This window comes from uncultured Bifidobacterium sp., assembly GCF_959020145.1.
Taxonomy (GTDB): Bacteria; Actinomycetota; Actinomycetes; order Actinomycetales; family Bifidobacteriaceae; genus Bifidobacterium.
The window spans coordinates 12,730-26,267 of record NZ_CAUEQY010000006.1 but is presented as its reverse complement, the minus strand read 5'-3'; the positions used below and the strand labels follow the sequence as shown (position 1 = coordinate 26,267).

General features: G+C 58.2%; 11 protein-coding genes. 6 read left to right on the top strand and 5 right to left on the bottom strand.

The features are described 5' to 3' along the window. Positions 1-40: 40 nt before the first annotated feature. Complete coding sequence (locus Q5H33_RS03375; RefSeq protein ID WP_021913615.1) at positions 41-1,444, bottom strand: LCP family protein; 1,404 nt, start codon at positions 1,442-1,444, stop codon at positions 41-43. Positions 1,445-1,708: 264 nt separating this feature from the next. Here Q5H33_RS03375 and Q5H33_RS03370 point away from each other — a divergent pair, with 264 nt between their 5' ends. The 3 genes from Q5H33_RS03370 to Q5H33_RS03360 are packed head-to-tail and all read left to right on the top strand — an operon-like array spanning position 1,709 to position 6,672. Next, positions 1,709-2,008: a WhiB family transcriptional regulator gene (locus Q5H33_RS03370; protein ID WP_021913616.1), complete on the top strand. Its 300-nt coding sequence runs from the start codon at positions 1,709-1,711 to the stop codon at positions 2,006-2,008. A 33-nt stretch (positions 2,009-2,041) separates the two neighbouring features. Next, on the top strand, positions 2,042-5,146 hold the full coding sequence (locus Q5H33_RS03365) for a glycosyltransferase family 2 protein (RefSeq protein ID WP_033500232.1): 3,105 nt from the start codon (positions 2,042-2,044) through the stop codon (positions 5,144-5,146). Next, positions 5,143-6,672, top strand: a complete 1,530-nt coding sequence (locus tag Q5H33_RS03360; protein WP_033500231.1) for a DUF5719 family protein — start codon at positions 5,143-5,145, stop codon at positions 6,670-6,672. Before Q5H33_RS03365 ends, Q5H33_RS03360 begins: the two co-directional genes overlap by 4 nt. Positions 6,673-6,675: 3 nt before the next feature. On the opposite strand, the gene Q5H33_RS03355 is transcribed toward Q5H33_RS03360, so the two are convergent. Then, a complete protein-coding gene (locus tag Q5H33_RS03355) occupies positions 6,676-7,104 on the bottom strand; it encodes a metallopeptidase family protein (RefSeq protein WP_021913619.1) in 429 nt (142 codons plus the stop codon). A 76-nt stretch (positions 7,105-7,180) separates the two neighbouring features. Here Q5H33_RS03355 and Q5H33_RS03350 point away from each other — a divergent pair, with 76 nt between their 5' ends. Together Q5H33_RS03350 and Q5H33_RS03345 are read left to right on the top strand one after the other, a co-directional pair. Next, a complete protein-coding gene (locus tag Q5H33_RS03350) occupies positions 7,181-7,987 on the top strand; it encodes an HAD-IIB family hydrolase (protein ID WP_033500241.1) in 807 nt (268 codons plus the stop codon). 19 nt (positions 7,988-8,006) lie between these two features. After that, positions 8,007-8,714, top strand: coding sequence for a ComF family protein (locus tag Q5H33_RS03345; protein ID WP_033500240.1), 708 nt, complete (start codon positions 8,007-8,009; stop codon positions 8,712-8,714). A gap of 4 nt (positions 8,715-8,718) precedes the next feature. On the opposite strand, the gene Q5H33_RS03340 is transcribed toward Q5H33_RS03345, so the two are convergent. The 3 genes from Q5H33_RS03340 to glgB are packed head-to-tail and all read right to left on the bottom strand — an operon-like array spanning position 8,719 to position 12,813. Continuing rightward, positions 8,719-9,795 (bottom strand): cell wall metabolism sensor histidine kinase WalK, encoded by a 1,077-nt coding sequence (locus tag Q5H33_RS03340; RefSeq protein ID WP_011743087.1) that lies wholly within the window; start codon positions 9,793-9,795, stop codon positions 8,719-8,721. A 24-nt stretch (positions 9,796-9,819) separates the two neighbouring features. After that, positions 9,820-10,542: a response regulator transcription factor gene (locus Q5H33_RS03335; protein ID WP_011743088.1), complete on the bottom strand. Its 723-nt coding sequence runs from the start codon at positions 10,540-10,542 to the stop codon at positions 9,820-9,822. Between the two features lie 15 nt (positions 10,543-10,557). After that, a complete protein-coding gene (gene glgB, locus Q5H33_RS03330) occupies positions 10,558-12,813 on the bottom strand; it encodes a 1,4-alpha-glucan branching protein GlgB (RefSeq protein WP_270479452.1) in 2,256 nt (751 codons plus the stop codon). A 128-nt stretch (positions 12,814-12,941) separates the two neighbouring features. Between glgB and Q5H33_RS03325 the strand changes: the two genes are divergently transcribed. Further along, positions 12,942-13,538 (top strand): CarD family transcriptional regulator, encoded by a 597-nt coding sequence (locus Q5H33_RS03325; RefSeq protein ID WP_011743090.1) that lies wholly within the window; start codon positions 12,942-12,944, stop codon positions 13,536-13,538.

Sequence of the window (13,538 nt, the reverse complement as noted above, 5' to 3'; positions counted from 1 at the left end):
GCGTCATACGTTGAAAGGGGACGTGATTGCGTGGTCTACGTCAGTTCTTTGCCGGAACGGCACATACGGTCGCATTAAGGTATCGATCCGCAAGGCCGATATACTGGCCCGTGGTCGCGTCATGAATGGAGCCGTCATCCGGGTCGACGGTGCCGCCAGTGCTTGGATCGACCAACGTGCCGTCGGATTTGGTGATCAGTCCCGTGACGGGATCGGGAGTCTCGGCAGTGGTGTCCGACTGGTTGCTGTCGGTCGTGCCGGAATCGTCGGAGCTGGCTGAATTATCTGAACTGGTGTCGGAGGAGTCGCCCGAGTTTGAATCGGCGGTATCGAAAATCGGCTTGCCCGCTCGCATCTTCTCCCAGAGATTGTCGGCTTCGTCGGTCCAGACGGAACGGTTGGGGTCGGACGGTGCTGGGACCACGGGGACGGTCTGGGTCTGCAGGTTGGTCATGGTGAAATTCTTCAGGCTCATGGCAAGTCCCGCCAAAGCCGCGGTATCAGCCATGCCTTGGGATATGTTGAGCGATTTCAGCGCGGATTTCGCCAGCTGGTACAGCTGCGCGGTATCAGTGAACAGATTCTTGCTGAGCGCCTCGCTCATCAGCTGCTTGATGAGATACTGCTGACGTGTGGTACGCGAGGTGTCGGATCCGTCTCCTATGCCGTGACGGATCCGGGCGTACTGCGTCGCCGCAACGCCGTCAAGATGGTGCATGCCCTTGTCGAGATTGAGTCCGGTGTACGGGTCGTTGACGTTCTGCGGAATGCACAGGTCCACGCCGCCGACTGAATCAATCATCTTGACCAGGCCGGCGAAGTCCACGACGATGAAGTTCTGAATATTCAACCCGGTGAGACTGTTCACGGCGTTCAGCGTGCAGCTGGCCGCCGAGGAGAGATCTCCGCCGGTTTTGTAGGCACCTGCGAAGATGGAATTGAACATGACGTTATACTGTGCGGGAATCGTGCCCTTCGACGTTTCGCACTGAGGCACGTCCACCAGGGAATCTCGTGGAATGGAGACCAGGTTGATTTCCTTGCGGTCGGCGGAGATCTGCACAATCATGGCGGTGTCGGCCTGATGGTTGCCGATGACGTCATCGAAACTGCCTCCGATGGCTTGGTTCTCCGCGCCGTCACGGGAATCCTGTCCGATCAGCACGAACTCGATCGGCTTGCCGGAGTTCGGATCGATGATGGATGCGTCCGTATTCAGGGAACCCTGGCCGATCACGCCGACCGAATTGTTCTTGATGATGCCATTGACGTCCATCCAAGTAGCGGCAGCTGCAGTGCCGACGAACACCAGAGTCGCGGCGATTGCCGCGGCGACTGCGGTCCTGACGTGATGCTGCACGCGATATCCCAGGCTGTGACGTGGTTTCGCATCCTGAAGACCATTGATGTTAGGAAGCTTATTGCCGGTTGATGACGTTGCCACGGTGTTGCCTTCCTGATTGAGATGCGCGTTTGACGCAATGCTTTTAGAACCTACCACTATCCAAATGGGCAATTATAGGGTTAATGGCCGATTTTCACCGATTCTGCGACTGTAGACCCCAGATTGGGCTGAACTTTAGCATGGATTTTCTGAAATATAGGCATTGACACGGGGAAACTTGACAAAATTACATTGCGTGTGTGTAATTTGAAGCGGTGTGAAAGTATGCGCATAAAAGGTGCGCACACAATTATGGGAGGACTCATGTGGGGCGTGACTGATGAGTCTTCTGAGAATCCGCTTGCTGAACTGTGGGGTTTGTTCAAGCGGGATGATGACGTGTCTTGGCAGCACAAAGCGCTGTGCTCGCAGACCGATCCCGAAGCATTCTTCCCGGAAAAAGGCGGTTCCACCAGGGATGCGAAGAGGGTTTGCGCCCAGTGTGAAGTCCGTGAACAGTGTCTGAAATGGGCCATCGACCATGATGAGCGTTTCGGTATCTGGGGCGGTATGAGCGAGCGTGAGCGTCGTCGCTACAAAAAAGAGCACAAGGAACGGGCTTGAAGGCATGGTGCGTCCCGTGCGTACACTTAAATTATGAATTCTAACGCCAGCAGCGATATCCAGACAATCGTGACCGATGTGCTGAACAGCAGACTGTATACGCATCGGCAGGACGTCGATATGTCCGTGGCTGCGGTGATCACCGCGCAGCATGACCTTCGATTCCTCGCTTCTACCGTTGGAGCGGTGCTTGCGCAGCGCATGCTTCCAGGAATGATCGTTATCGCCGATTGCACGGGGCAGATCGAGCAGCCCATGCAGATGACCTTCGATGTCATTCACTCATCACAGGATGTGCTTACGGAAGTGCCGGAAGCCAAAACGGTGAGGGTCATTCTGGTGGGAGTGAAGCAGGCGGCGTCCTTCATGGACGCTGTAACGCGTGCGATGGATCAGATCGGCATTGATGCCGGCATCCGCGCGTTGTGGACCTTGCATGACGATTCGCGGCCGGCGGATGACCGGTGCTTCGAGACGTTGCTGGATGCGTGGAGAAACACGCCGACAGCCGCGCTGCTCGGTGCCAAGCAGTTGGATTGGCAGGCGAAGAACCTGCACAATGTGGGTTTGTATGCCGGGCACCATGATGTCGTTTCCTTGGTGGTCGACGGCGAGCCTGACCAGGAGCAATATGACGGGCGTCAGGATGTGCTGTCGGTCTCCCTATCGGGCGCGTTGGTGCCGTTGGCTACGTTGCGTGCGTTCGAAGGGGCTGACCCCTGGTTCGGCACCTTCGCGGAATCCACGGACCTGTGCCGCCGCATATGTCTTGGCGGTGGGCGTGTCGTAGTGGTTCCCCAGGCTCGCATCGCCCACAGAAGAGCCCGATTCGAAGGAATCCGTTCCAAGAACGGGCGCCCTGTGGAAGACGAGGACGGTCGCATCGATCCGTATCTTGCCGTACGCGAGGCGAATGCCAAATACGCGTACACTGACATGCACCGTTCATGGTGGCCGTTGCTTTGGCTGTGGTCCATCATCCAGTCGTTGGGATTGGCCGTGCTTTGCTTGGCGCGCAAACAGCCGTATCATGCATGCTGCGAGCTGGCGATGCCGTGGCGTGCGCTGCTGCGTCTGCGGGGTGCTTGGCGCGCCCATGCGCGGTTGCGCAGGCAAAGCAAGGTCACGCTTAAATCGCTATCCACGCTGTCTGCGAATCATCGGCAGGTCAGGGAATGGCTCGACCGTCGCCGTGCGTTGCGCGACCAGAGGGATGTCGTGCTGCTCAGTCCTCTTGAGAAGGACCATCTGCGTAAACGGTTGCTGCGTAGATGGGGATTGGCCTTCGGCGCGGCGCTGATTGCCGGCATATGGATAGTCGTGCTGTATTGGGACGTGCTTCGTTCCGTATGTTCGGGTGCGTCGATGTATTCCGCACAGCTGTTGCCCACGGGCGCGAGCTTCACCCAGTTGCTTCATACCGCGACCACGTCATGGTCGTATGCCTCAGGCACGGGCATCAGTGCGCCTAACGCGCCATGGCTGTTGGTGCTTGCGCTGGCGTCGGTGCTCACTGGTGGACATGTTGCCGGAGCTGTCGGACTGATGTTCTTCCTTGCAGCCCCGCTCACGGTGTTTTCCTTCTGGGCGCTGGCCGGCATCTTCACCCGCTCGGATGCGGTGCGCTGCGTGGTCGCGTTGGCGTGGTTCGCGTTGGCGTTGTCCATGGGACTTTATGATGACGCGGATGTCACGATGCTGACGGTCATGGTGTTTCTTCCGGCCGCTTTCGCCTTCTCGTTCCGTGCGGTCGGCATGTATCGGACGGAGGATCTGGTCAATCCCCACGCGTCGGTCCAGGCGGCGGCGGTTGCGGCGCTGTGTTTCATTCCGGTCGTCGCCGCGCAGCCGCAGTTGTTGCTGCCGCTGATGCTCACCTTCCTGGGATTCCTGCTGTTCGTCCGCTCCCATAAGCCCGCGTTGCTTCTGATTCCGCTTCCGGCGGCGTTCGTATGCGCGCCGACGTTGGTCAATGCCGTTCGTTTCGCTTCCGACGGTACATGGCGTCAGCTGTTCGGCAGCGTCATGCTGCCCTCCTCCGCGCATGATGGCAAACCGGTCGTCGCGAATCTGTCTGATCTGTTGCTGCGGGTGTTCGGCATCGGCGCCGACGGTGGCGCATGGCGGTATGTGGCGGTTTCCATACTGGCGTTGATCGTATTGCTGGCCGCGGTGTCATTGGTGTTGCCTTTCGTGCTGCGCGTGTCCCGTATGATGTGGGTCGCCGTGTTCGCGGGATTGGCGACGGCCTTGCTGTCCGCGGCGATTGCGGTGGCCGTCGATGTGGATGGTCCGGTCTCCGGTTCCATGCTTCCGGGAACCACATATGCGATGATGGGCTTGCTCGCCTGCATCTGCATGATGTCGGGCGGCGCGGTTCGACGTTTCGTCATGCTGAGACAGCATGAGAAGACCGGCGCCGTCGAAATCGAAGGACGCGGCTCGAAGGCAGTGTCGATTGCCTCGCATGTGGGTCGTGCCGTATTGGTTTGCCTGTTGGCCGTCTCCGTCGTGGCCTGTGCGGGATTCAACTATGTCGAATGCGATCACAGCCAGGTAAAGACCAGCGATGCTGGACTGCCGATGGTGGCGACCGATTTCCTTGGGCAGGATGATGCACGTCGCGTGCTTGCCTTGCGTGCCGATAGCGCCGAATCGGTCAGCTACAGTGTGATGCGTACCGGTCGTGGCGACTTGATTGACAGCTCTCCCGCGCAACGCGTCGAAGTGGTTTCGGGACGTTCCGACGGGTCCAGCAGAACCATTGCGCAGGATTGCGCCCAGTTGCTGGCCAATGCCGATTCCGATGCCATCAACGAGCTTGGCAAGTTGGGCTTCGGCGGCATTTACGTTATCAAGCAGAACGGCGACAAAGCGCAGCGAGAGGCCTCGAACCAGCTCAATTCGAACATTGGAGCCTCTGACGGGACACAGAATGTCGTCAGTCTGGATAATGGCACGTATTATCGTTTGACGGTTCAGGATCTATCCAAGCAGCATATCGATCGAAGCGGGCTTGATAAGGCCGGCTCAAGTGTGTGGCGTCGTTCATGGCTGTGGTGCATGGGCGTCGTTCTTGTAGCGTATTGCCTGGTGGCGCTTCCGCGCATTCGTCGTCAGGGTCTGGAGGAAGCATGAGCAGACATTCTCGTCCCAATACGCCTTTGCGTATTGCGCTTGCCGTAATCTCGGTGTTGCTCATCGTGGTCCTGATGGCCGTGACGCTCATATACCGGCCATCATGGCTGCATGCGGACACGCCCACGGTGGAACGCTCCTCGGTGGGTCGTACCGTCAGCCCCCGGCAGCGGCAGACGTACTGCCCGTCTCGCATGACCATTGCCGATACCGATGCCTATGGAGATAGCGAATACCAGGCATCCAACGGCAATATCGCGTCTTCCGCGAGATACGCCGCCTTCGGTTCGGTGTTCCATTCATCCGTCGCCTCGATGGGAGCCGACATGACGGCATCCGTGTCGATGCTGGACAAAAAAGACGACTCGTCCGATGACATCTTTGTGGCTTCCGGCAATGTCGATGACGGCTCCCGATTGCAAGACACGCGTCTGCTGACGGCTTCGAACGGTACCGGCGCGGTTTCCTCAGTGATGTCATGGGCCACGGACGGTGATTTGAAGGGCGTATCAGCAGCCTCCTGCGTCGTGCCGGCGCTGAAACAGGCGTTCCTGCTTTCCGGTACGAAGACCGGCTTGACGCAACAGCTTGTTGTGGCCAATCCCTCCGCCAAGGACACATCGGTGACCATCAGAATCTGGGGCTCCGACAAATCCGGCGCGCTGGCGCTCTCCACCGGATCGACGCTGACCGTGGCCTCAGGCAAGGAAACGGTACTGAATCTTTCCGCAGCTGCTTCCGGCCAAGACGCGCTGTATGCCACGGTGACTGGAACGGACACTCCTGTGGCCGCAATCGTCCGCACCGTCTCCATGGACGGATTGACCTCAAAGGGATCGGATTACGCGCTTCCGAATAACGCTTTCGCGAAATCTCTGGCCCTCTACGGCTTGAATGGCGGAGACCATGCGACACTGTACCTGTATACGTCCCGCAAAACGGATGTCACCGTATCCTGGATCGACTCCAAGGGGGCACAGCAGACCAATCAGCAGGAGCTGAAGGCGAACCGCGCGTCCGCCATCGATCTTGGAGACGTTCCAAAATCCGCTACCGGCATCGCCATAGCCGCTTCCGAACCGGTGTCTGCCACGGCGAAGATTTCAGACGATGGCCCCGATGGGCAGTCCGATTTCGCCCTAGTCAATGCGTCCGCTCCGGCGAAGATCTCCGCCATCGCGGTTCCTGACCAATCCACCGCGACGGTAGGCTTCGTCAACACCGCGGATGGGGATCGGACCGCGATCGTGACGGCTTACGACACGGACGGCAAACAAGTGGACAGGCGTGAAATCGCCATCCGTCCCTCGGCCTCGACGTCGGTGCGCATCGCCGATATTAATGATGGCGATGTCGCCGCCATCCGTTTGAAGGATCCCGCCCAAGCCGTGGTCTGGAATCTTCGTGTCGGACAGAAAGATGTGTCCGGTGCGAAACTCGCCGGACTTGCCATCATCGGCGCCGTCGATTTGAAGGAGGCCAGAGAGCAGGTCTGGGCGAATCAGGATATGACTGTTGTCCGTTGAAAGTCACATGCCCCAATCAGGATCTATTTCTTCCGGACGGCGTCCGTAGATTTCCGCCAGACGTGAGACCACCTCGTCCCTGATTGCGAATTGCAGGTCCATACGGTTACGGGCATGCGATTGCAGCGGCATGCGGTACAGCACGATACGGGGTGGAATGCCGTGCCCGGCGGGAAATGACTGCGATCCAAGATGCGGAACGTCCTCCCAAGGCGCGGGATCGGATGGCGGAACATCCTCCACAGCGAATTGGACCGGAGCTATGAGCTCAGGCCATGCCCCGTTGAGTCTGCGGATTTGCGCCACCAGCATATCGTCGAACATACCGCTTCTGGTACGGTACCGGGGCAGTCTGGTACCAAACATGGGCGTACGCGTGCCACGTCCATGGCGGTTGCGGTATATCGGGGTCTCCCAAGGCATCTGTTGCATGGTTTCTACCTTATCAGGGCTTATTCGAAACATGCGATACCATGGTATGGGCTGCTCGACAAGGGGAGAAATGATCATGGCGGATATTTCCGTACCTTATTGGAACATCGTTGATGTCAACATGCTGTGCGAAGGCGCGCGGCTGATTGGGTTTGACCTCGACAACACGTTGGCGCGGTCCAAGAAACCTATGAAAGCGGACATGGCCGAATGCTTCTCTGCATTGACATCATTGATTGACGTCGCGGTGATCACCGGCGGCAAATACTCGTTGCTGCAAAGTCAGGTGGTGGACAGGCTGTCCGACCATGCCGACAAGTCGAAACTTCACCTCATGCCGACCAGCGGAACCCGCTACTACCGGTGGGACGGGCAACGGTGGGGGAAAGTGTTCTCCCACGATCTAAGCGACGAGGACCGTGCCAAGGCGAAGGAATCGCTGGAACGGAATGCTCGTGAGCAAGGCATTTGGGCCACTCATGTCTGGGGCGAGCGCATCGAGGACAGAGGCAGTCAGATCACCTTTTCCGCATTGGGGCAGCTTGCCCCCGTCGAGGCCAAGGAGGCTTGGGACCCCACCAACGAGAAGAAGAACCGATTGGCCTGTGCGGTTGCTGCCGAACTACCGAATCTTGAAGTAAGACCTGGAGGCTCCAGCAGTGTTGATATCTCGCAGCGTGGCGTCGATAAGTCGTTCGCCGTCCGTGAACTCGCGGATATTCTCGATATCGAGGTCGGCCAGATCGTGTTCATCGGAGACCGGATGGAACCCGACGGCAATGATTATCCCGCGGCGAAGGCCGGCACAAGGGCTGTCAAAGTGAACGGTCCCGCGGATACCGTGAAATTATGCGGCGAGATCATTGCCAGATTGTCCCGATGACGGAGCCGGCGTGAATCTGATGGCGGGTTCATTCGCGCATATGGCGAATCTGTTGTTCCCACGAGGCTGTGCGGGATGCGACAAGCCTGATGACGTGTTGTGCGATGCCTGTCTTGCGTCATTCGACTGCGAACTGTCCCAACCATTGGAAACGGCTGAGATGGGTCGATGGTTCGCGTGCGGATGGTATCGGGGTGCCGCCAGACAGTCGATTCTGGCATGGAAAGACCACGGAGACGAGGAATGCGACCGTCCGTTCTCGGATGCGTTGTGCAGGCTTGCGGAACGCGCCGGTGTGATTGACGCCATGGATGGCGTTCGTGAGATCTGCGATACCATACTGGTCGTTCCCGCGTCGTCGTCGATTGCTTCCATGCGTCAGCGCGGACGACGGCACATGATGCCGCTGGCAAAACGGTTGTCGGCGTTTCTACGGTGCCGGACAGGTTTCCGCGTACAGGTATGCGATGCGTTGACGAACAAAGGAATCAAAGGCAAATCCGTCGAGACCAAGGGCACGGAACAGAGGGCGCAACGCCTTAAGGGGCATGTCATGGTTCGTCCGGGCGTCACCCTTCAAAACAAGGCGGTGATTCTGGTGGATGACATCGTCACCTCTGGAGCCACCATGCGTCGTTGTGTTGACGCTCTAACTTCACAGGGAGCTTTGGTCATTACCGTGCTGGCGTTGGCACACACTCCGGTCGGCAGACCTTTGGCGGCGTAAATCGTCACTCGTCATCGGAAATGTGATATTTCGGCAAAGTGATTTCGAAATCGGCGCCGCGCGGATCATCCACCACTCGTACCGTGCCGCCATGCAACTGCGCCGCCCATCGGGCGATTGACAGTCCAAGACCGGTTCCTCCCGATTCGGTACCCGGTCCCGTCTTGCCTTTGACGAATCGACGGAAGATATCGGACCGCGCTTCTTGGGGAATCTGCGAGCCGAAGTTGACGACATTCGTCACAATCGTGCCGAAATCCTTGTTTTCATGCGCTTCGATGAGCACCGCGGTATTGTCTGCGGAGTGTTTGAGCGCATTGGCGATGATATTGGTGAACAACTGGCGCAGACGATCCTGATCGCCTTCCATTTCGATGTCGTCGGGCACGTGGATTTCGATATTGTGGGCATGCCCGGCATCGGCGATTTCCAACGGTTCCACGGTTTCGTCGATGAAATCCGCGAAATTGAATTTATCGATCTGCAGGCTCGCCGCACCGGCTTCCATGCGGGACAAATCAAGCAGAAACGCGATCAGATCCGACAAACGGTGCGTTTGGTTGAGAATGCTTTCCAGATTCGATGGGGTCGGTTCCACAACGCCGTCGGCCATGTTCTCGACCATGGCCTGCAACGCGGATACAGGCGTACGCAGCTCGTGGCTCACATTGGCTACCATGTCCCGTCTCATCTGGTCGGCATGCTGCAGTTCCTCCGCCATCTCATTGAAAGACAAAGCCAGCTGTCCGACTTCGTCGCGGCTGTTGGCATCGACATGCACCCGGACGGTGTAGTCGCCGTCCGCCATAGCCTCCGCGGCATCCCGCATCTCGCGCAGGGGAGAGGTGAGTCCTCTAGAGAAGAAATAGGTGATGCCCAAAGCCACGGCAAGTGTGATCGGCATGGCTATCCACAGGCTCAATCCGACTTTGAGCAGGAACCAAGCCATGATGAATGCGATGATGGTGGAAATGGTGATCAGCACGCTCAATTCCATTTTGAGCGAAGAGAACAAACCAATAGGGCGTTCGGTATCCAACGGATTGACCGAACGCCCTGGTTTTGAATCAGTGGTACGCATACCACCAAATCTTAGCGCATCATACTATTCTTCCGGCGGTTCGAACGCGTAGCCTACGCCATGCACGGTTCGAATGGTCTTCGAACCCAGCTTGTGACGTAGCGCCTTGACATGCGAATCCACAGTACGGGTGCCGGACGCATCCACCCAATCCCACACTTCCTCGAGCAGCTTCTCGCGAGTGAGCACGGACTTCGGCTTGCGGGCCAAAGTGGCCAGCAAATCAAATTCCGTTGGGGTCAAATGCACCTGCTCCCCATTGACGGTGACGATACGCTGGGCCGGATCGATGACCAGAGAGCCGAAATCAAGCAGTTTCTCGTTTTCGGAGTTCTTGGCGATGACCTTCGCCCTGTCCACACGACGAAGTAGCGCCTTGCACCGGGCGATGAGCTCGCGCATGGAGAACGGCTTGGTCATGTAATCGTCGGCTCCGGCACCAAGACCGATGACCTTGTCGGCCTCGTCGTCTCGCGCCGTCAGAATCAGCACAGGCACAGGACGTTCAGCCACGATGCGCTTGGTGGCCTCAAGACCATCCATCACGGGCAGCATGATATCCATGATGACCAGATCCGGACGGAGCGTGGAAGCGGCCTGGACGGCGCTGGCGCCGTCGGAAGCCACGCGCGCGGTCCAACCCTCCGCAGTGATGCGCTGCGCGATGGCGGTGGCCAAGGTCGGTTCATCTTCGACCACCAGAACGGTACGTGGAATTACTGTGGATTGTGCTGATGAATTGAGCATAGCGTTCCGCCTTTCTCAGAGTTCCGGCTTCAAGAATACTGCTCCCAGTGCCGGAACGGTGATTTTCGCGGACCAATCACGGGAATGATACTCACCCTTGACCGCCTTGAAGGTGCCGTTGTGAATATCGGAACCGCCGTACTTCTTATCGTCCGTGGTCAGCACTTCGGTCCACTTGCCGCCCTTGGTGAGCGGAACCTGGTAATCCTCCCATGCCTCGCCCGAGAAGTTCACGACAACGACCATCTGCTCGCCATCCTTGCCGATACGCACGAAGCTGAGCGTGTTATGGTCGGCGTCATCGCTGGTCAGCCATTGGAATCCGGCAGGATCGAAGTCCTGGCTCCACAATGCGGGAGACGCCTTGTACAGGGTGTTCAGGTCGGCGACGAGCTTCTGCACGCCACGGTGGTCAGGCCAATTGAGAGCATCCCAATCCACCGAACCGTCATGATCCCATTCGCCGTACTGCGCCACCTCATTGCCCATGAAGGAGAGCTTTTTGCCCGGATGGGCCCACTGGTAGGCGAACAGCGCGCGCACGCCGGCATAGCGCTGCCAGTCATCGCCCGGCATCTTGCCGAACAGCGAGCCCTTGCCGTACACGACCTCGTCGTGGCTGATCGGCAGCACATAATGCTCCGAGTATGCGTACACCATGGAGAAGGTGATCTCGTTGTGGTGCCACTTACGGTTGATCGGCTCCTCGTGCAGATACTGCAGGGTGTCGTGCATCCAACCCATGTTCCACTTGAGGCCGAAGCCCAAACCGCCGGCATCGGTCGGTGCGGTGATGCCGGGATACGCGGTGGATTCCTCGGCGATCATCATGATGCCCGGATTGTTCTTGTACGCGGTCGCCGTGGCTTCCTTGAGGAAGTCGATGGCCTCGAGGTTCTCTCGTCCACCGTAGATGTTCGGATGCCACTGGCCCGGCTTGCGGCTGTAATCCAAGTACAGCATCGAGGAGACCGCGTCCACGCGCAGCGCGTCGATATGGTACTCGTCCAGCCAGAAGCAGGCGTTGGCCACCAGGAAGTTGCGCACTTCGCGGCGTCCGAAATTGAACACATAGGTGCCCCAATCCGGATGCTCGCCACGGGTCGGGTCCGGATCCTCGTACAGAGGCGTGCCATCGAATCTGCCAAGGGCGAACGCGTCCTTCGGGAAATGCGCCGGAACCCAGTCCATGATTACGCCGATGCCGGCCTCGTGCATCTTCTCGACGAGATACTTGAAGTCGTCAGGGCCGCCAAGGCGCGAATCAATCGCGTAATAGCCGGTTACCTGATAACCCCACGAGCCGGAGAAGGGATGCTCGGCCAGCGGCATGAATTCCACATGGGTGAAACCTTCCTTCTGGACGTAGGGGACCAGCTTGTCGGCCAGTTCGCGATAGTTCTTCACATCCTTGCGCCAGCTAGAGGCATGGACCTCGTAGATGCTGACCGGACCGTTGTGCGGGTCGGTCTTGGCTCGCTGGTCCATCCAGTTCTCGTCATGCCACGCATGGACGGAGTCGACGACGATGGAACCGGTGCGCGGCGGGATCTCATGCGAACGCTCCATCGGATCGGCCTTCATGACCCATTCGTTGTTGGCGTTGAGGATCTCGTACTTGTAAATCGTTCCCGTTTCGACACCAGGAATGAACAGCTCCCAGACTCCAGAGGAGCCCAGTTCACGCATGGCGTGGATGCGTCCGTTCCAGCCGTTGAAATCTCCCACCACACGTACCGCATGGGCATTCGGAGCCCACACGGTGAATGCGGTGCCCACCAGCTGTTCGCCCTTGACGCCGTCATTGGAGCCCAACGGATCGTCATAGCGCAGCACGCGCGCTCCCAAAGCCTCCCAAAGGCGCTCATGGCGTCCCTCGCCAAACAGGTACATGTCCAAATCGCCGATGGTGGGCAGATAACGGTACGGGTCGTCGGACACCACGGTGGAACCGTCTTCATATTCGGTGCTGATGCGATAATCGGGCACGCCGAAGCCGTCATCGGTCTTGATGGCCGGAATGAGTGCCATGAAAACGCCATTGTGTTCATGCACCGCCTGGGTCCGGGCATTTTCGGTGATGATCGTCACGGATTTCGCCAACGGACGAAGCACGCGGATCGTGACGACATCCTCATGCTCGTCGGGACCGAGATGCCCGCCGAGCACCTCGTGTGGATTGTAGAACGTACCGTTGCTTACTGCATCCAGGTCGCCCTGTGCAACAGGAACGGCAACGCTATCTTCTTTGATCTTGGATTCTGTAGCCATGGGAAAAGTGTAAGCATGAAATGCTTGAAAATTGGCCCGTGTCGCGTCTTTTTTTGGTTTTTTTTAGGCAAGTCCAACCCTGATGGCACAATAATTCGGGTTTTGTGTAAGCTTTTCACGGAGGATTCATGGGTTACAAGGTCGGCGACATGGTCGTCTATCCGCGTCACGGCGCAGCGAAGGTGGAGGCCATCACCGAGCGAACGGTCAAGGGTGTGACCCGAGAATATCTGCAGCTGTCGGTGCTGTCGTCCGACGGGCTGGTCATCAATGTTCCGGTGGAGAACGCCAAGAAAGTGGGTGTCCGAGACATCGTCGGCGCCAAGGAGGTCGCGAAGGTCTTCGAGATTCTGCGTACTCCGATCATCGAAAAGGAAATGAACTGGTCCCGCCGGTACAAGCTGAACGTTGAGAAGATCGCCACCGGCGATGTGAATAAAATCGCCGAAGTCGTGCGAGACCTCGCCCAGCGTGATGTCGACGAGCATGGGCTGTCCGCCGGTGAGAAGCGCATGCTCACCAAGGCTCGCAGCATCCTGACTTCCGAGATCGCGTTGTCGGAGCATCTTGATGAGAATGAGGCCCAGCGTCTGCTTGACGTGAACCTTGGTTATGAACCGCCGCGCCCTGGCGACGAGGATCATCACACCGAAGCTCCTGAAGAGGCGGCCATGGACACTTTGGCGCGCGTCGAGGCGGAGAACAAGAAGTCCAAGAAGAAGTAA

Bases quoted from the DNA above. Each gene is read 5' to 3' on its own strand.
- Q5H33_RS03370 (WP_021913616.1), top strand. From the start codon at position 1,709: ATGTGGGGCGTGACTGATGAGTCTTCTGAGAATCCGCTTGCTGAACTG.
- Q5H33_RS03365 (WP_033500232.1), top strand. From the start codon at position 2,042: ATGAATTCTAACGCCAGCAGCGATATCCAGACAATCGTGACCGATGTG.
- Q5H33_RS03360 (WP_033500231.1), top strand. From the start codon at position 5,143: ATGAGCAGACATTCTCGTCCCAATACGCCTTTGCGTATTGCGCTTGCC.
- Q5H33_RS03355 (WP_021913619.1), bottom strand. From the start codon at position 7,104: ATGCAACAGATGCCTTGGGAGACCCCGATATACCGCAACCGCCATGGA.
- Q5H33_RS03350 (WP_033500241.1), top strand. From the start codon at position 7,181: ATGGCGGATATTTCCGTACCTTATTGGAACATCGTTGATGTCAACATG.
- Q5H33_RS03345 (WP_033500240.1), top strand. From the start codon at position 8,007: ATGGCGGGTTCATTCGCGCATATGGCGAATCTGTTGTTCCCACGAGGC.
- Q5H33_RS03340 (WP_011743087.1), bottom strand. From the start codon at position 9,795: ATGCGTACCACTGATTCAAAACCAGGGCGTTCGGTCAATCCGTTGGAT.
- Q5H33_RS03335 (WP_011743088.1), bottom strand. From the start codon at position 10,542: ATGCTCAATTCATCAGCACAATCCACAGTAATTCCACGTACCGTTCTG.
- glgB (WP_270479452.1), bottom strand. From the start codon at position 12,813: ATGGCTACAGAATCCAAGATCAAAGAAGATAGCGTTGCCGTTCCTGTT.
- Q5H33_RS03325 (WP_011743090.1), top strand. From the start codon at position 12,942: ATGGGTTACAAGGTCGGCGACATGGTCGTCTATCCGCGTCACGGCGCA.